This window comes from Streptomyces sp. NPDC030245 (assembly GCF_055572995.1).
Genome location: NZ_JBVICF010000018.1, coordinates 99963 through 115836, shown reverse-complemented (window position 1 = coordinate 115836; position 15874 = coordinate 99963). Strand labels below are relative to the sequence as shown.

Here is a 15874-nt window from a genome sequence, read left to right as displayed (position 1 = left end):
GCCGCGTACCTCCAGAGTCTGCCCGCGCGTACGACCGCGGACCGACGCGCCCCCAACACCCGCCGATCTAGCCTCCCTTGCCATGAGGAGAACCCGAACCACCTTGTATCGACGCACCCTTGTCACCACTCTCGCCCTCGCCCTCGCCGTTCCTCTCGCAGGTGGAGCGACCGCCTTCGCCGACGGACGCGGCAGCGGGGACGGCACCGGTGGCGCCGGTGCCACCTCGGTGAGCGACACCGCGACGGCACCGCTGCGCCTGCCGCGCCCCACAGGCCCCTTCGCGGTCGGACGCGACATCCTGCACCTCGTCGACAAGAGCCACCCCGACCCCTGGGTGCCCTCGGCGGGCGCGCGGGAGCTGATGGTGTCCGTGTACTACCCCGGACGGCACGGCGCCGGCCGGCCCACCTCCTACACATCGGAGGAAGAGGCCCGGCTGATGCTGGAGTGGTGGAAGCTGGACAAGCAGGTGTCCCCCGCCGCGTACAGCGCCACCCGCACCTTCGCGCGCGCCGGAGCACGGCCCGCACCGGGACGGTTCCCGCTGATCGTGCTCTCCCCCGGCTTCAGCGCTCCCCGCTCCACCCTGACCCACCTCGCCGAGGACCTGGCCAGCCGTGGTTTCGTCGTGGCCACCGTCGACCACGCCTACGAGTCCACCGGCACGGCCTTCCCCGGCGGGCGCGTCCTCACCTGCGAGGCCTGCCCCACCGCCGAGAAGCCCGGCGGGGGCAAGGCCGTCACGGAAGGGCGGGCCAAGGACCTCTCGTACGTCATCGACCGGCTGACCGGGCGCAAGGCCGCCTGGCGGCACGCCCGCATGATCGACCCCGGGCGGATCGGCGCGGGCGGGCACTCCATCGGCGGGGCCGCCGCGCTCGCCACCATGACGAGCGACCGCCGGGTGCGGGCGGGCATGAACATGGACGGCAGCTTCCACACCGGGCCCGCCGGGATCGACGGCCGCCCCTTCCTCATGCTGGGCACCGAGGAGCAGCACACGCCGGGGGTCGAGGACGGCAAGAACTGGGACAAGACGTGGCAGGGCCTGGACGGCTGGAAGCGCTGGCTCACCGTCGCGGGTTCCGGCCACTTCACTTTCACCGACGCGCCCGTCCTGATGGAGCAGGCCGGCGTGGTGGACCCCAAGGTGCCGCTCTCCGGCGAGCGCTCCGAGCGGATCACCCGGGCGTACATAGGGGCGTTCTACGAGCAGCAGCTGCGCGGCACTCCGCAGCCGCTCCTCGACGGGCCGACGCCGGAGAACCCCGAGGTCACCTTCCAGCGACGCTGACCTCCCCGGCACCGAGGGCTGAGGCGTGCCGGAGCCGGTGACCCAGCCCACTTGCGGGGGCCGGTGGCTGTGAGGCCACTCATAGGGGGCACGTCACATGCTAAAGGCGGTAGTAGCCGCCCGGGGGCGTCCAGCGGGGCCGTATGGTCCCCGCGGGCGCCCCGGGCCGGGGCCTCTTCGTAAGCGGGTAGTACGTCACATGATTGCGCGCCTCCCCGAGCGTCGCTAACTCTGGTCAGGTCTTCGGGACGCCCCGACCACCCGGCACAGTCGCCCGCTCCGGTCCGGCGCCCCTCACATCCCCATCCAGGAGTTCACTCCCGCATGTCGATGACCCGTGCCGCCCGCACCCGCAAGTTCTCCATCGCCGGCCTCGCCACCGCCGGTGCCGCCGCCGCGGCCCTCACGCTCGTCCCCTCCCCCGCCCAGGCCGCCGAGCCGGCCCAGGCGCCCGCCTCCGCGCCGCAGGCCGCGGGCGACAAGAAGTACCCCGACAACCTCGACGGCTGGATCCGCGAGTCGCTGGACATCATGAAGTCCAAGGGCATCCCCGGTACCTACGAGGGCCTGCACCGCAACATCATGCGCGAGTCCTCCGGCAACCCGAACGCGCAGAACGGCTGGGACGTCAACGCCCAGAACGGCACCCCCTCCAAGGGCCTGCTCCAGGTGATCCAGCCCACCTTCGAGGCGTACCACGTCGCGGGCACGCCGAACAACCTGACCGACCCGGTCGCCAACATCACCGCGGCCGCCAACTACGCCGCCGACAAGTACGGCTCCATCGACAACGTCGACTCCGCCTACTGAGCCACCGGCCCGGCACAGCACGTACTCGGTTCGCGAAGGAAGGCAGCGCATGCCGCACGAGAGCGGGAACGACGACCCGGCGCACACGGCCGGCGGCCCCTCGGCGCCCGGACACGGGCCCGCACGGGTACGCGGCTCGCGGCGCCGGCCCCGGAAGAAGGCCCTGCGGTACCTCGCGTGGGGCGCCCTGGGCGCGGTCCTGATCGGCGGCGGGGGCGTGGCCTACGCCTGGCAGCACCTCAACGGCAACATCCAGGGCACCGACGTGGACGCCGCCCTCGGCAAGGACAGGCCCGCCGGGCAGCGCGACGGGTCGATGAACATCCTCCTGCTCGGATCCGACTCTCGCGTCGGCACCCACGGCCGGTACGGCAGCGGTGTGAGCGGTGCACGGGCCGACACGGCGATGGTCCTGCACGTCGACAAGACCCACAAGAAGGCCTCGGTCGTCAGCATTCCGCGCGACACCATGGTCGAGCGGCCGCGGTGCGCGCAGTCCCACGGCGGCGGCGCGGCAGGCGCCCAGCAGGCCATGTTCAACTCGTCCTACCAGGTCGGCGGCCCCGCCTGCACGGTGAAGACGGTCGAGAAGATGTCGGGCCTGCGCATGAACCACTACCTCGAAGTCGACTTCAAGGGTTTCCAGAAGCTCATCGACGAGCTCGGCGGGGTCGACATCACCACCCGCAAGGCCATCGAGGACCACAACAGCGGTCTCTCGCTGACCGCCGGCAAGCACACGTTGAAGGGCGAGGAGGCGCTGGCGCTGGTCCGCACCCGGCACGGCGTGGGCGACGGCAGCGACCTCGGCCGCATCCAGCTCCAGCAGGCGTTCGTCAAGGCCCTGATCCACCGCGCCGAGACCGTCGACCCGCTCGGCGACCCCGCCAAGTCCTACGACCTGGCGGACACCGCGACCAGGACCATCAGCGCCGACTCCGACCTGGCCTCCGCGGCCAAGCTGCTCGGTCTGGCCAAGGAGCTGAAGGGCATCAGCCCGGACCGCACCGACATGGTCACCATGCCGGTCGCCTATGACGCCCGGGACGCGGGCCGGGTGCTGCCGCTGGACAAGGCGTCGCACCAGGTCTGGGACGCGCTGCGCCAGGACCGGCCCATCCCGCACTCCGCGACGCGCGAGTCGGTGGCCGACAGGACGGACTCACCGGTGTCGGCCGGCTCCTGACCCGGGGCGCCGAGGCGTCCGGCCTGGCATCGTGTCCCTGCCCACGAAATCTCGACCGAGTGGTTTCTGTTATCGCCGTGGGCGCGGGGCGTCTCCTGTGTGTCGGAGGAGTCAGCCCCCCACACAGAGAGTGGACACAGCGTGAGCAGCGAACGCCAAGTCGCGATGATCAGGGCAGCGCAGGACGGGAACCAGCAGGCGCAGGACGCGCTGGTGGCGGAGTATCTGCCGCTGGTCTACAACATCGTCGGGCGGGCCATGAACGGCCACGCGGACGTGGACGACGTGGTGCAGGAGACCATGCTCCGGGTCCTCGGCGGCCTGGACGGGCTGCGCGGTCCGGAGAACTTCCGCAGCTGGCTGGTGGCCATCACCATGAACCAGATACGCGGGCACTGGCGCGAGCGCGCGTCGGGCGCGATACCCGCCGGCGGCGGCCTCGCGGACGCGTACGACGTGGTGGACCCGGGCGCGGACTTCGTGGATCTGACCATCACCCGCCTCGGACTCTCCGGGCAGCGGCGGGAGACCGCCGAGGCCACCCGCTGGCTGGACGAGGACGACCGGGCCCTGCTGTCGCTGTGGTGGCTGGAGTCCGCGGGCGAGCTCACCCGGGCCGAGGTCGCCGCGGCGCTGGAGCTGTCGCCGCAGCACACCGCGGTACGGGTGCAGCGCATGAAGGCCCAGCTGGAGACGGCCCGCGTCGTCGTCCGCGCCCTGTCGGCCCACCCGCCCTGCGGTGGGCTGCGGCAGATCACCGCCGGCTGGGACGGGGTGCCGTCGGCGCTGTGGCGCAAGCGGCTGGCCCGCCACGCCCGCGACTGCGCCGCCTGCGCGGGCCACTGGTCGAACCTGGTGCCCGCGGAGGGCCTGCTGGTGGGGCTCGGTCTCGTGCCGGTGGGCGCGGCGCTCGCGGGCCCGATGGTGGCACCGGACCTCGTCGAGGTCGGCTCGGCCTCCCCCATGTCGGCCCACGGCGCGGGGGCCCCGCTCGCCGCCCGGACGCGGGCCCGCCGTGACCGCGCCAGACGCCGCCGTCGTACGACCGGTGTGGCCGCAGCGGTCGTCGCGCTCGGCATCGGCGGCGCCGCGGTGCACCTCCTCACCGGACCGGAGACGGACGAGAACGCACCGGCCACCGCCGCCGCTCCCGCCTCGCCCACCCCGTCCTCCGCCGCGAAGAGCGCCTCGCCCTCGGCCTCCCCCACGCGCTCGGCGTCCCCCAGCGCCAAGCCGTTCCCGAGCAGGACGAAGAAGAAAAAGAAGGCCGAGCCCTCCCCGACCCGCACCTCGGCCAAGCCCAAGCCCAAGCCGAAGCCCGAGGCGCCGGACCCCGCGCCGCCGAAGCCGAGCGGCACCGCCGAGCAGGTCGTCGCGCTCGTGAACACCGAGCGGGCCAAGGCGGGCTGCGGCCCCGTCCGGTCCAACGGCAAGCTCGCCACGGCCGCGGCCAAGCACTCGTCCGACATGGCGGCCCGCGACTACTTCGACCACCAGAGCCCGGACGGCACGGACCCCGGCGACCGCATCAGCGCGGCCGGCTACCGCTGGAGCACGTACGGCGAGAACATCGCCCGCGGACAGCAGACCCCGGCGTCGGTGATGGACTCGTGGATGAAGAGCCCCGGCCACCGCGCCAACATCCTCAACTGCGACTTCAAGGAGTTGGGCGTGGGCATCCACAACGCGGCCGGCGGCCCGTGGTGGACGCAGGCGTTCGGCACGGCCCGCTGACGCCGAGCGCTCAGCCGACCTGCTGGGTGTGGAACTGCTCGAGCCGCCGTTGCGCGAGTTGCAGGGTGCCGCGCTGGCGGCCGGGCACCCTGCGGCGCAGGGCGACCAGGCCGGGGCCAAGGGCGCGGACGGCCTCGGGGTCCCGCACGCGGTCCCAGAGGTGGTGGGCGCGGTCCGCCGCCGCCTCCACCTCCGGGGAGTCCGCGGACTGCCCCGCCGCGAGGCGGGCCGACGCCACCGCGAGCCAGGTCTCGCAGCTGCGGGCCGGGTCCCCGGCGAACCGCGCCAGGTCCGCCCGGACCTCCATCCAGTGGATGGTCTCCTTCGAGCCCGGTCCGTGCATGCGCAGCGCGCTCTGTTCCCAGGACGCCGCCAGGGCCGCCGCCTCGCCGTGCCGGCCCGCCTCGACGGCCGCGGTGATCGCCGCGTGCGGGTCCATGGAGGCGTCGGCGGGCGCCGGGGGCCGCGGCTCGGACGAGGCGGGGGGCTGCGTGCCCGGGTCGTGGACCGGCAGCAGGTCCGGGGCGCCCTCGCCGAGGCTCAGGGCGGCCTGCTGGTGGAGCTGGTGCGGCGGCGGGCGGTGGCCGCTGCGCAGGATGGTCGCGAGGGCCTTCATGTACGCGGGGGCGGCGGGCGTGCGGCGTCTGGCGGGCGGCGCGACGCGGCCGTAGAACGCGACGCCGGGCCCCGCGTCGAGAGGCCGCTCGGTGAGGGCCTGCCAGCTCTCCGGGTCGGTGTGCAGGTCGGCGAGGACCGTGGTGCTGCCCACCGGGCGCATCCGCAGCTCCTGGGCGATCCAGTGCCAGGGGAACCCGGTGTAGCGCACCGTCGCCGCGGTGGTCCTGGCGAGCGCGAGGTGCAACTGCCGCTGGCGCCGGTCGAGATGGACCTGTCCGATGAGGTAGACCGTCAGCGGTCCCGGCGCCATGGCGGCCGCCCGCAGCCGGGTCAGTACCGTCTGCGGGTCCAGCGGGTCCGCCAGTTCCACGATGCTCGCGGTCGGCGTGCCCGCGAGGGTCTCCGGGGGCACCGCCGCGAGGACGGGAAGTACGGAGGCCGCGTCCACCAGGCGCCCCTTGCCCACCGGGGCAGCCGCCACGAGCAGCACGGTTCCGGGCATGGGCCCCTCCCTCTCGATCATCACGTCAGCACCGTATCCGCATCTCCCGCCCGCCGCGCCCATCGGGCTTCACCTGCTGCACCAGGAGGGGTGCGGTTCGGGCGGTCGCTCCCAATTGCGGGCGATGCACGCGGAGTCGGACGATCGGGGCGCATGTCGACGCGTCGCCCCTCACCCCGGCCGCACCCGGACTGACCGGCCACGGGACAAAGGAGCTGGAGCGTGCTGCCGCGGAGCAGGGGTTCGCGCAGGGGCTCGGCGGTGCGAACGCCACGCAGCAGAACACGGGGCCCGGGGGAAGCTGAGCGGCCGATCGATGAAATCATCGGGGAATGTCTGACTTGATCATTGCCGCCTGTGACGGAGCGGCGAAGAAGAACCCCGGGCCGGCCGCCTGGGCCTGGGTGGTCGCCGACGCCGAGGGCCGCCCGCAGCGCTGGGCGGCGGGCCCGCTCGGCCACACCACGAACAACGTCGCCGAACTGACCGCGCTGGCCGAGCTGCTGGAGGCCACCGACCCGGCGCGGCCGCTCGAAGTGCGGATGGACAGCCAGTACGCGATGAACGCGGTCACCAAGTGGATCGCGTCCTGGAAGCGCAACGGATGGCAGACCGCGGCGAAGAAGCCGGTCGCCAACAAGGAGCTCGTCGTACGCATCGACGCGCTGCTCCAGGGCCGTGCGGTGACGTTCCGGCACGTGGCCGCCCACCAGGTCGGCGGTGATCACCTCAACGCGATCGCCGACGTCGCGGCCAGCGACGCCGCGACGACCCAGCAGCCCGCGGGCACCGCCCACGGCGACCTGGAGATCCCCGAGCCGCGCCCGGAGCGCATGACCGCCGCCCCCGCGGGCCGCACGCCCCGCAAGAGCGCCGCCCGCACGAAGAAGTCGGCCTCCGGCGCGGTGATCAAGGCCAAGTACCCCGGCCGCTGCCACTGCCAGAAGCCGTACGCCGCCGGTGAGAAGATCGCCAAGAACGCGCACGGCTGGGGCCATGTCGAGTGCCGGGACACCGCCGACGCCTGACGCGGCCCAGGCATCGCCGGTGCCTACCGGTCCCCCGTACTCCAGGCGGAGTTCGGCGCCGGTTCCTGTCCCCGTCGTGGCGGAGGCGAACATCCGGTCACCGAGGCGTTCCACCCCGATTCCAGCAAGTGCCGTGCCGGTGGAGTGGACTGTGTTGACGTCGTCATGCGAAGCACAACCCCCTTGATGTGCGCTGAAATTGTCGTGCCGGTGTTCGGAGAGCGTCCAATATCTGTTCGTACTGACCACTAGTCCGGTCGGTTATGGGGGTTTCCCCCGGATGGCGCAGCCGACGTGCGCTCCCGCGCCATGGACGGTCTCCTTTCTGCAATGGGTTACGACATAGACAGCCCGCGTGCAGCGGGCACCACACGACGTGACGCACTGGGCATGGCCGCGGTGCTGCTGGCGGGCGGCGCCCTCTCCTCGGGGGCCGCCGCGCCACGGGCCGGACTGGAGCCCGACGACTCCTGCCCGGCCACCTACGACGCCGAGTTCGAGGAGGCCCTCGCCAGGGCCGACGCGGAGTTCCCGGAGGACGACGAACGAGGTCTCGCCGAGGCGGGTCCCCGGGGGCGGTTCACCCTCCCGCTGCGCCGCCGCTACCGGGTCACCACCCGGTACGGAGCGCGCGGCGACTGGCTCGCCGGTCACCACACCGGGGTCGACCTCGCGGTGCCGCGGGGCACCGCCGTGTACTCGGTGGGCGCCGGGGTGGTGGTGCTGGCCCGCTGGTCGGGGGCGTACGGCAAAGCCGTCACCGTCCGGATGCCGGACGGGCACTACGCGCTGTACGCCCACCTCTCCCGCATCCGGGTGCGCAAGGGTGCCCGGGTCCGCGCCGGGACGCGGCTCGGCAGCAGCGGCAGCACGGGCCGTGCCACCGGACCCCACCTCCACCTGGAGATCCGGACCCGCCGGCACTACGGCTCGGACGTCAACCCCTACCGCTACCTGGCCCGACGGGGCGCCCGCCTCTGGTGAAGGCGGCGGTCCGGCGGTGAGCGCGGAGTTCACGGCCGCAGGGACTTGAACGCCCGCGTCTGCTCGACGACCGCCCGCTCCGTGGGCAGCCGTTCGATGGACGAGGCGCCGAAGAAGCCGACGATGCCGGTGGTGTGCTCAAGGACGTACCGCGCGTCCTCGGGCTCGGCGATGGGGCCGCCGTGGCAGAGCACGAGGGCGTCGGGATTGACGCGCTTGGCGGCGTCGTGCATCTCCTGGACGGCGGCCGCCGCCTGGTCGAGCGTCATCGCGGTGCCCGCGCCGATGGAGCCCTTCGTGGTCAGGCCGACGTGCGGGACGAGGACGTCGGCGCCCGCCCGCGCCATCTCCGTGGCCTGCTCCGGGTCGAAGACGTAGGGCGCGGTGAGCAGGTCGCGCTCGTGGGCGGCGCGGACCATGTCGATCTCCAGGCCGTATCCCATGCCGGTCTCTTCGAGGTTGACCCGGAACGTGCCGTCGTACAGGCCGACCGTCGGGAAGTTCTGCACGCCGGTGAAGCCCATGGCCTTCAGCTGGTCGAGGAAGAGGTCCATGCGGCGGAAGGGGTCGGTACCGCACACGCCCGCGAGGACCGGGGTGTCCCGGACGACGGGCAGCACCTCGCGCGCCATGTCGACGACGATCTCGTTCGCGTCGCCGTACGGCAGGAGTCCGGCCAGGGAGCCGCGGCCCGCCATCCGGTAGCGGCCGGAGTTGTAGATGATGAGCAGGTCGACGCCGCCCTCCTCCGCGCACTTGGCGGACAGGCCGGTGCCGGCGCCCGCTCCGATGACGGGCCGGCCCTCGGCGACCTGGGCGTGCAGGCGGGCGAGTGCTTCCTTGCGGTTCATGGGGTGCTCCTGGAAAGGGTGGGTCAGCGGCCGGCCGGTGCGGCGGCGCGTTCGCCGATCATCTGGTGCAGGCGGTCGGCCATCGCGACCGCGAAGGACGCGTCGTTGATGTGCGCGTCGACCTCGTGCAGGCGCACACCGCTGCCGCACACGGTGGCGCGCAGGGCGTCGAGGCCCGTCATGTCGGCCACCGGGTCGGCGAAGGGGCCGTCCGTCGTGTCCACGGCCGAGAGTCCGCGCAGCGGCCAGAAGAGTTCGGCGGGCCCGCGGGCCGCGGCGAGCTTGTGGCCGAGCATGGCGCCGAGGGCGGCCATCTCACGGGCGGTCGTCCGCATGAGCGTGACCGTCGGGTTGTGGACGAGGAAGCGTCGCCCGGCGAAGCGTTCCGGGATGCTCGCCTCGGGGCCGAAGTTGACCATGTCGAGGGCGCCGGGCGCGACGACCTGGGGGATGGCCGCGGCGCCCGCCGCGGTGAGCCGGTCGGGGCCCGCGCTGAGCACTCCCCCGACGAGTTCGTCGGCGAGTTCGGTGGTGGTCAGGTCGAGCACGCCGTCGAGGAGGCCGTCGGCGGCGAGCTTCTCCACGGCGCGGCCGCCCGCGCCCGTGGCGTGGAAGACCAGGACCTCGTAGCCGAGTTCGGCGAGGCGGGTGCGGGCCGCGTCGACGGCGGGTGTCGTCACGCCGAACATGGTGGCGGCGACGACCTTGCGCCGCGGGCCCGCCAGCTCCTCCAGGTTGCGTTCCTGGCGGCGTGCCATGCCGGCCGCGGCGGCCGCCGCGTTGCCGAGGACGTGCCGCGAGACGGAGTTGATGCCGGAGACGTCGACGACGCTGTACATCATCGTGAGATCGCTGCTGTCGACGTACGGTGCCACGTCACCGCCCGCCATGGTGCTGACCAGCACCTTCGGTACGCCGATGGGCAGGGCCCGCATGGCCTGCGCGGCGATGGCCGAGCCGCCGCTGCCCCCTGCCGCGAGCACCGCGTGGAGCCGTCCCTGCCGGTACAGGTCGAAGACGACCCGCGTCAGTCCTTCGGCCATGGCGGCGACCGCCGCGCCACGGTCGCCCGCGCCCCGCAGCGCGGCGAGGTCGTGCCCGGCGGCGCGCGCCACCGTCTCGGCCGGTATGTCGGGCGTGGGTGTCTGGGCGGGCGGCGGGAGCACGCCGACGTCGACCAGCAGGACGTCGCTGCCGTACTCGCGGAGCCGTTCGCGCAGCCAGGCGTACTCCTCGCCCTTGGTGTCCAGCGTGCCGACGAGGACCACGGTCGCCATGTCCTTCACTCTCCTTCATGTGCCCAGTGGTGCTGATCCTGTGGCCGGTCCCGGTCGGTGACAACGACCAGTGGGGCCGGATTGGCCTGCGGGTAGGCGAAGATGAGGGCATGGCGAAGATCCCGACGGCCCGATTGTCACGGCTTCTCACCGGTTGGTCGTCCGAGGGGGCGGGGCCGCTGCCGCGGCGACTCGCGGACGCTCTGCGGGAGTTGGCCGAGCGTGCGGACGTCGCGCCCGGCACGACGCTGCCGTCCCAGCGTGAACTGGCCGGTGTACTGGGAGTGAGTCGCTCCACGGTGACCGCCGCGTACAGCCTCCTGGAGGACGCGGGCTGGCTGGAGAGCCGCCGCGGCAGCGGTTCGCGGCTGCGCGGCTCGGGTTCGCTGGAGCGGCACGCGGGTGAGGGGCGGCTCGCGAGCTTCGACGCGCGGACGAGCGGGGCCGATCTCTCCAGCGGTGCGCTGGACGGGCTCGGCGCGGTGGGCGACGCGGTCGGTGCGCTGTCGGCCGCGGACCTCGCCCCGATGCTGGAGGGCGACGGCTATCTGCCGCACGGTCTGCCGGAGTTGCGTGAGGGCATCGCGGCGTATTACAGCGAGGCGGGGGTGCCCACGGAGCCGGAGCAGATACTCGTCACCTCCGGTTCCCAGCAGGCGGTGTGGCTGGTCGCGCAGGCCCTCGTCGACCCGGGCGACACGGTCGTGGTGGAGAACCCCACCTACCGGGGGGCTCTGGAGGCGTTGCGGTCGCGCGGCGCGCGGCTCGTCCCGGTCGGCGGCGACCGGCCCGGGGCGGGCGGTGACGGCTCCGACGCCGCGGCGCTGCGGCGCCTGGGCGCGACGGTGCGGCCGCGGCTCGTCTATCTTCAGCCGGCCGTGCACAATCCGACGGGCCGCAGCCTGGACGGCGCGGCGCTGCGGGAGTGGGCGTCGGCGCTCGGCGAGCGTGAGCTGTTCACCGTCGAGGACACCGCGTGCGCGGAGCTCGGCCTGGCGGGCGACGGGGCTCCGGTGCCGCTGGCGGCCCGGCTCCCGATGGCGTCCACGATCACGGTGGGGACGCTGTCGAAGCTGTTCTGGGGCGGGGTGCGGGTGGGCTGGGTACGGTCGTCGCCGCACATCGTCGCGCGTCTCGCGAAGATCAAGACGTCGGTGGACCTGTCGTGTTCGGTGGTGGACCAGCTGGTGGCGGTGCGGCTGCTGGCCGGCCTTCCGCAGGCGCGGGCCACGCGCCGGGCGGTGCTGCGCGACCGGCTGGCGGGCGCGGAGAAGCTGTTGGACGCCCGTGCCCCGCACTGGGAATGGGACCGGCCGGCCGGTGGCCCCGCACTGTGGGTCCGGATACCGGATGTCGACACGGAGGCGCTCGCGCAGTTGGCACGGCGCCGGGGCGTGGCCGTCGTGCCGGGTTCCGCGTTCTCCGCCGTGGACGGTTTCCGGGACCGGCTGCGGCTGCCGTACGCGCACGGCGTCGACAAGCTGGAACGGGCGCTTCCGACTCTCCTCGACTGTGCGGAGCGCAGCCGCGACAAGAGCGCGACGTCCGATGTCAGACCCTCCTGACAGCATGAAGGCATGGGGTTTTTCGACGACTTGGCGCTGCCCGAGGAACCGGCCGAGCCGCGGGGCGAGGTGGTCAGGCTCGGCCCTCCCGGGGAGGACGCGGCCCGGGACCGGCCGCCGCTCGACTGGTTCGAGCCGGCGCCGGTGCCGCAGCTCGCGGTGGCCGGCGCGGGGCCGGCGGCCAAGGTGCTGGTGACCGGCTGGTCCGTGTGGCCGGATTCGGTCACGTTGCACCTCTCCGTGCACCGGCCGGTGTACCGGCACAGCGGCGGGGAGCGGCGGCAGTCCGGGCTGCGGGCGGGGCTGCTGCTGGGTGACGGCAGGCGGGTGACCTCGCTCGACACGACGAGCGAGACGCCCGTGCCGGTGGTCGGACCACAGGAGCTGCGGGCGTACGCGTCGCGGACCAGCAAGACGGCACACGCGTGCTGGTCCGAGGAAGCCGCGACTGGGACGGTGTCCAGGGTTACGGCCACGACGGGACGGCGCGGGACACGCGGTGTACGAGTTCGTCGACGGCATGAAGGACTTCTCCGAGCCCTTGGAGATAGATCTGCTACCGGTGACGGAGTCGGTGTTCGCCGGTACGGGAGTGGGCGCCGCCTTCAGCGAGGACTACATGCCCGTGGTCTTCTCCACCCTGCGGGACGGCACAGGCTGCGTCTACATCGGTATGCGCTGCGGCCCCAGGACCGCTGGACCACGACTGCACCGCGCAGGCCCCGGCTTGTGCCTTCGGCTCCGGCCGGCAAAGGCCGGACCACGGGGAACCGGCCGGCACGGTGCTGCCAGCCCTCGCGTCCAGCCGGCCCCCGCCCCGTCGCATCGGCGAGCCGCCACATCGACGCAGTGCACGACGGCGCGAACCAGGCACAGATAGAGCGACACGTCGTCGCCGATCGGAGGCCCATGCCGCACGATGAGAAAGACAGCCCTGCCGCCCTCCTGCCCCTGCTGCGCACCTGCGTCGACCGGTTGCTCGCGACGGCGGCCGCGCTGTCGGACCAGGACGTACGGGCCCCCTCCCTGCTGCCCGGCTGGACCCGGGGCCACGTCCTGACCCACCTCGCCCGCAGCGCCGACTCGCGCACCCGGCTGCTCACCGCCGCCCGTACGGGAGCCGACCTGCCGCAATACGCCGACGACAACCAGCGGGAACGGGAGATCGAGGAAGGCGCCGGGCGATCCGCCCACGCACTCCTCGATGACATGGACACCGCGCTGCGCCGCTTCCTGGCCGCGGCCGACGACCACCCCCCGAACGCCTGGGACGTGCCGGTGCGCTGGCTGGGGGGCGGTCTGCGGCCGGTACGCGGGGCCGTCGCCAGCATGCTGCGCGAGGTCGAGGTGCACCACAGCGACTTGGACACCGGGCACTGTCCGGCCCACTGGCCCGCCTCCTTCGTCACCCGCGAACTGGCAACGACCACCGCGAAACTGCGTTCCGACCCCACCGCCCCGCCCATGACGCTGCGCGCCGACGAGGACCAGGTCCCGCGGGTGATCGGCGACGGCCCGGGGCCGCGGGTGACTGGCCCGGCAGCCGAGCTGCTGGGCTGGCTCACCGGACGGACCGACGGACACACCTTGAGCGTCGAACCGCGAGGACCCCTGCCGACGCTGCCGACCTGGCGCAGCTGACCGCCGCAGCCACTCCTCACGCGCCGCAGTCATCGCGCCGTCACCGGCGCTCACCTTCGCCGGCTTCGCGGTCGCAGGTGTCGGTTTGGCGTACGCCTCCCCCGTCGTCATGGAGTTGAGTGGTTCGGCCGGCCGACGGGTCGACGGGGGCGGTGGCGAGCGCGAGGTCGCGTTTGCGACAACCATCGCCTACAGCGGGTTTCTTGCTCGGCCCTCCGATGGTGGGCAGGTCGCCGAGCTGACCAGCCTGCCGGTCGCGCTCGGCGCTGTCGCGGTGCTCGTGTTGCTGATCGGCCCGCTGACCCTGGCCGCAGGTACCTTCCGGCGCCGGGAGTCGTCGTCGGCCGAAAAAGCAGGGGCACATCCGGCCCGGGCCACCAGCGGGCGCAAGGGGGACTGACCCAGCCGCCACGGTCGTGGGCGCGGGAGTCCGCCCCCCGGTACGGGAGGCGCCGCCGGACTTCATCGTCGCGCTGCCCCGCTCGGCCTGCGCCGCGGTCTGGCTGCGCAGACGGTGGCCCGGTCGGTCTCGTTGGCGCGAGACCGACCTGCCCGGCCACCCCGGCGGCTGCGTTCTCACCCAAGAGGGATACGTGCCGGGCGACAGCGACGTGCTGCGCGCGATATCGGCGGGGGCGACCGCCTACGGGCTGTACGTCAACCTCAAGGGCGGCGCCCACGGCACCCTGGCCAGGGACGGCCGTCTCGTGGAGCACGAGGAGATCGGTCTGCCCCCGGACGGGACGGATCCGGCCGCGCACTGGCGCTTCCGGTTCTGGCGTTCGGGGCGCGGTGTTCCGTACGCCGCGCAGGAGCTCGCCTATGCCTGCGGGGCGGCCGGACTCCGCGTCACCGACGCGCGGCCCGCCGTGGACGACACCCTGCCGCGACGCTGGGTGGAGCTGCCCCCGCACCTCGTGCGCTGACGACGGGGCTGCGCCAGCCGTTCACAGACGATGCACAGACAATGTGCGGGCGGTGTGCGGGCGATGCATAGGCGAGAGAGAGGAAGTCCGGGTGCTGGAGCGGCTCAACCAAGCCATGGAGTACGTCGAGCGCCACCTCGGCGAGACGGTCGACGTGGCGGAGGCCGCCCGTATCGCGGCCACTTCGGAGTACCACCTGCGCCGGATGTTCGCCGCGCTCGCGGGCATGCCGTTGGCGGAGTACGTCCGGCGTCGGCGGCTCACCCTCGCGGGCGCCGAGGTGCTCGCGGGGCGCGACACACTGCTGGAGATCGCCGTGCGGTACGGCTACGGCTCGGGCGAGGCGTTCGCCCGGGCGTTCCGCGCCATGCACGGCATCGGGCCCGGCGAGGCCCGGCGCACCGGTGCCACGCTCAGCTCCCAGTCCCGGATGACCTTCCGCCTCACCATCGAGGGGAGCGGCGACATCCGCTACCGCGTGGCGGAGAAGCCGGCCTTCACCGTCGTGGGCCCGAAGACCTGGGTGCCGCTGGTGCACTCGGGTCCCAACCAGGCGATCGTCGACTTCGTCCGCGGGATCGCGGCGGCGGACGTGGCGCGCCTGGAGCAGCTGTCGGACCAGGAGCCGCGGGGCATCCTCGCCGTCTGCGACGGCCTGGACCCGAGCCGCGCCGAAGGCACCGAACTCGACTACTACCACGGGGTGATCACGTCCGCGGCCGCTCCCGATGGCGCGGCCGTACTGCACGTCCCGGCCGGGACGTGGGCGGTGTTCTCGGCGTCGGGTCCCGTCCCCGATGCCATCCAGCACCTGTGGCGGGACGTGTTCACGGAGTGGTTCCCCTCGAACCCGTACCGCAGCCGGCCCGGCCCGGAGATCCTGCGTACGCGGCTGTCGCCCGACAAGTCCACGGCGGACGCCGAGCTGTGGCTCCCGGTGGAGCGGGAGCGGGACCACGGCTTCGTCGGCGCAGGCTACCCCTCCGGGTAGAAGCGGGCTACCCCTCCGGGTAGAAGACGAAGAGTGTGCAGCCGGTGGTCGTCTGCGGGATGTGCGAGGAGCCGGCGGGCGCGTGGATGAACGAGCCCGCGGGGTAGTCGCGTTCACCGTCGTTGAAGACCCCGGAGACGACGTAGACCTCCTCGGGTCCCGGCTCGTGCACGTCGATGCCCTCCCAGCGGGAGTGCGGGTCCATCTCGAGGACTTGGGCGCTCGCGCCGTTGCCGCCCTTCCACAGGGGGCGCAGGCGGATGCCGGGGAAGAGTTCGCGGGTGGGGGCGTCGTGCACGGTCGACCAGACGTAACCGGGTGCGGTGTTCTGTTCTGCCATCTCTGCCGTCGCTGTCGAAACAGTCGTCTCTGTCATCTCAGCCGTCTCAGTCGTCTCTGGCGTCATGGCGCCAGCCTTCCCGACCGTCGGCGTCCCGCCGAGTGTCTGAATAGTCATGGCGAGG

Annotated in this window: 15 protein-coding genes; 11 read left to right on the top strand and 4 right to left on the bottom strand. The window is 73.2% G+C overall.

All coding sequences use genetic code 11. From position 1 onward, the window contains the following. Positions 1-82: 82 nt before the first annotated feature. The 4 genes from ACZ4Z4_RS36480 (at position 83) to ACZ4Z4_RS36465 (ending at position 5027) form a co-directional block, all read left to right on the top strand. On the top strand, positions 83-1297 hold the full coding sequence (locus ACZ4Z4_RS36480) for an alpha/beta hydrolase family protein (RefSeq protein ID WP_468337520.1): 1215 nt from the start codon (positions 83-85) through the stop codon (positions 1295-1297). A 324-nt stretch (positions 1298-1621) separates the two neighbouring features. Next, entirely contained in the window at positions 1622-2107 is a 486-nt protein-coding gene (locus ACZ4Z4_RS36475; protein WP_468337517.1) for a transglycosylase SLT domain-containing protein, read from the top strand. 49 nt (positions 2108-2156) lie between these two features. After that, complete coding sequence (locus tag ACZ4Z4_RS36470; protein WP_468337514.1) at positions 2157-3293, top strand: LCP family protein; 1137 nt, start codon at positions 2157-2159, stop codon at positions 3291-3293. Positions 3294-3434: 141 nt separating this feature from the next. Beyond that, entirely contained in the window at positions 3435-5027 is a 1593-nt protein-coding gene (locus tag ACZ4Z4_RS36465) for a sigma-70 family RNA polymerase sigma factor (RefSeq protein ID WP_468337511.1), read from the top strand. Positions 5028-5037: 10 nt separating this feature from the next. Here ACZ4Z4_RS36465 and ACZ4Z4_RS36460 read toward each other — a convergent pair whose 3' ends face one another. After that, a complete protein-coding gene (locus ACZ4Z4_RS36460; protein WP_468337508.1) occupies positions 5038-6147 on the bottom strand; it encodes a hypothetical protein in 1110 nt (369 codons plus the stop codon). Positions 6148-6479: 332 nt separating this feature from the next. Between ACZ4Z4_RS36460 and ACZ4Z4_RS36455 the strand changes: the two genes are divergently transcribed. After that, positions 6480-7175: a ribonuclease H family protein gene (locus ACZ4Z4_RS36455; protein ID WP_468337505.1), complete on the top strand. Its 696-nt coding sequence runs from the start codon at positions 6480-6482 to the stop codon at positions 7173-7175. A gap of 330 nt (positions 7176-7505) precedes the next feature. After that, a complete protein-coding gene (locus ACZ4Z4_RS36450; protein ID WP_468337502.1) occupies positions 7506-8159 on the top strand; it encodes a M23 family metallopeptidase in 654 nt (217 codons plus the stop codon). A gap of 29 nt (positions 8160-8188) precedes the next feature. Here the strand turns inward: ACZ4Z4_RS36450 and ACZ4Z4_RS36445 are convergent, their stop codons facing one another. After that, entirely contained in the window at positions 8189-9010 is an 822-nt protein-coding gene (locus ACZ4Z4_RS36445) for a phosphoenolpyruvate hydrolase family protein (RefSeq protein WP_468337499.1), read from the bottom strand. Between the two features lie 23 nt (positions 9011-9033). Further along, positions 9034-10287 (bottom strand): Tm-1-like ATP-binding domain-containing protein, encoded by a 1254-nt coding sequence (locus ACZ4Z4_RS36440; RefSeq protein WP_468337496.1) that lies wholly within the window; start codon positions 10285-10287, stop codon positions 9034-9036. A gap of 110 nt (positions 10288-10397) precedes the next feature. Here ACZ4Z4_RS36440 and ACZ4Z4_RS36435 point away from each other — a divergent pair, with 110 nt between their 5' ends. The 5 genes from ACZ4Z4_RS36435 (at position 10398) to ACZ4Z4_RS36415 (ending at position 15410) form a co-directional block, all read left to right on the top strand. Beyond that, positions 10398-11852, top strand: a complete 1455-nt coding sequence (locus tag ACZ4Z4_RS36435; protein WP_468337493.1) for an aminotransferase-like domain-containing protein — start codon at positions 10398-10400, stop codon at positions 11850-11852. Positions 11853-12761: 909 nt separating this feature from the next. Beyond that, positions 12762-13493 (top strand): maleylpyruvate isomerase family mycothiol-dependent enzyme, encoded by a 732-nt coding sequence (locus ACZ4Z4_RS36430; RefSeq protein WP_468337490.1) that lies wholly within the window; start codon positions 12762-12764, stop codon positions 13491-13493. An 85-nt stretch (positions 13494-13578) separates the two neighbouring features. Beyond that, on the top strand, positions 13579-13893 hold the full coding sequence (locus ACZ4Z4_RS36425; RefSeq protein WP_468337487.1) for a hypothetical protein: 315 nt from the start codon (positions 13579-13581) through the stop codon (positions 13891-13893). A gap of 16 nt (positions 13894-13909) precedes the next feature. After that, positions 13910-14419 (top strand): hypothetical protein, encoded by a 510-nt coding sequence (locus ACZ4Z4_RS36420; protein ID WP_468337484.1) that lies wholly within the window; start codon positions 13910-13912, stop codon positions 14417-14419. A gap of 91 nt (positions 14420-14510) precedes the next feature. After that, entirely contained in the window at positions 14511-15410 is a 900-nt protein-coding gene (locus ACZ4Z4_RS36415) for an AraC family transcriptional regulator (protein WP_468337480.1), read from the top strand. A gap of 7 nt (positions 15411-15417) precedes the next feature. Here the strand turns inward: ACZ4Z4_RS36415 and ACZ4Z4_RS36410 are convergent, their stop codons facing one another. Further along, positions 15418-15750 carry a cupin domain-containing protein gene (locus ACZ4Z4_RS36410; RefSeq protein WP_468337477.1) on the bottom strand — a complete coding sequence of 111 codons (333 nt, stop codon included), beginning with the start codon at positions 15748-15750 and terminating at the stop codon, positions 15418-15420. Positions 15751-15874 lie beyond the last annotated feature (124 nt).

Bases quoted from the DNA above. Each gene is read 5' to 3' on its own strand.
- ACZ4Z4_RS36470 (WP_468337514.1), top strand. From the start codon at position 2,157: ATGCCGCACGAGAGCGGGAACGACGACCCGGCGCACACGGCCGGCGGC.
- ACZ4Z4_RS36435 (WP_468337493.1), top strand. From the start codon at position 10,398: ATGGCGAAGATCCCGACGGCCCGATTGTCACGGCTTCTCACCGGTTGG.
- ACZ4Z4_RS36460 (WP_468337508.1), bottom strand. From the start codon at position 6,147: ATGCCCGGAACCGTGCTGCTCGTGGCGGCTGCCCCGGTGGGCAAGGGG.
- ACZ4Z4_RS36430 (WP_468337490.1), top strand. From the start codon at position 12,762: ATGCCGCACGATGAGAAAGACAGCCCTGCCGCCCTCCTGCCCCTGCTG.
- ACZ4Z4_RS36455 (WP_468337505.1), top strand. From the start codon at position 6,480: ATGTCTGACTTGATCATTGCCGCCTGTGACGGAGCGGCGAAGAAGAAC.
- ACZ4Z4_RS36440 (WP_468337496.1), bottom strand. From the start codon at position 10,287: ATGGCGACCGTGGTCCTCGTCGGCACGCTGGACACCAAGGGCGAGGAG.
- ACZ4Z4_RS36410 (WP_468337477.1), bottom strand. From the start codon at position 15,750: ATGGCAGAACAGAACACCGCACCCGGTTACGTCTGGTCGACCGTGCAC.
- ACZ4Z4_RS36450 (WP_468337502.1), top strand. From the start codon at position 7,506: ATGGGTTACGACATAGACAGCCCGCGTGCAGCGGGCACCACACGACGT.
- ACZ4Z4_RS36445 (WP_468337499.1), bottom strand. From the start codon at position 9,010: ATGAACCGCAAGGAAGCACTCGCCCGCCTGCACGCCCAGGTCGCCGAG.
- ACZ4Z4_RS36480 (WP_468337520.1), top strand. From the start codon at position 83: ATGAGGAGAACCCGAACCACCTTGTATCGACGCACCCTTGTCACCACT.
- ACZ4Z4_RS36475 (WP_468337517.1), top strand. From the start codon at position 1,622: ATGTCGATGACCCGTGCCGCCCGCACCCGCAAGTTCTCCATCGCCGGC.